General features: G+C 45.7%; 1 protein-coding gene. It reads left to right on the forward strand.

Annotated features, from left to right (window positions below):
• Positions 1-233 (forward strand): hypothetical protein (locus tag CSV68_RS17490; RefSeq protein WP_233192954.1); only part of this gene is annotated, 233 nt, incomplete at its 5' end.
• Between the last annotated feature and the right edge of the window lie 463 nt (positions 234-696).

Here is a 696-nt window from a genome sequence, read left to right on the forward strand (position 1 = left end):
CCTGCTGTGGTAGGCGTAGCGATGAGACAAAGACAGGCGAACTTCCTGTCTATGGCTCCTCGCGAAAGCCATCCACCAGCGCCGTAGTGGGGACAATGGACTTGCCACTTACACTGTCAGCTAAACCACAACCTCCTGGATTAAACAGGAGCAGAAAATGCACGTGCAAGAACCACAACCCATTGCCGCTTATTACGTACTTTAAACAGAAACGTAACCCGACAGCACTTTAACGAGTAAAAACAACTACTCGAACTGCCCTACACCCAATCCAACGAAGGCGCCTGCTGTGGTAGGCGCAGCGATAAGACAAAGACAGGCCTTGTCTCTGGCTCCTCGCGAAAGCCATCCACCAGCGCCGAAGTGGGGACAATGGACTTACCGCTTACATAGGCAGCTAAACCACAACCCCCTGGATGAACAGAAAACAGAAAAAGCACGTGCAAGAACCACAACCCAACGCCGCTTATTACGCACAATTAACAGAAACATAATCCGTTCTCACTAACAACAGAACAATAATTCAAAAAGCACTAATAATCTATTGAAAACACAAAAAAAGGGTTCTAAATCAAATGTTGGGGTGGAGTGAATTTAAATCCACCCCTCAACCTAAATGAACGCCAATTTCTTTATACTGTATGTTTAATAAAATTTTCGCCCTAAAGTGATCGAAACGTCTAAAGCCATAGGCAT

Origin of the sequence: Sporosarcina sp. P29 (assembly GCF_002743265.1) — a bacterium.
GTDB lineage: Bacteria > Bacillota > Bacilli > Bacillales_A > Planococcaceae > Sporosarcina.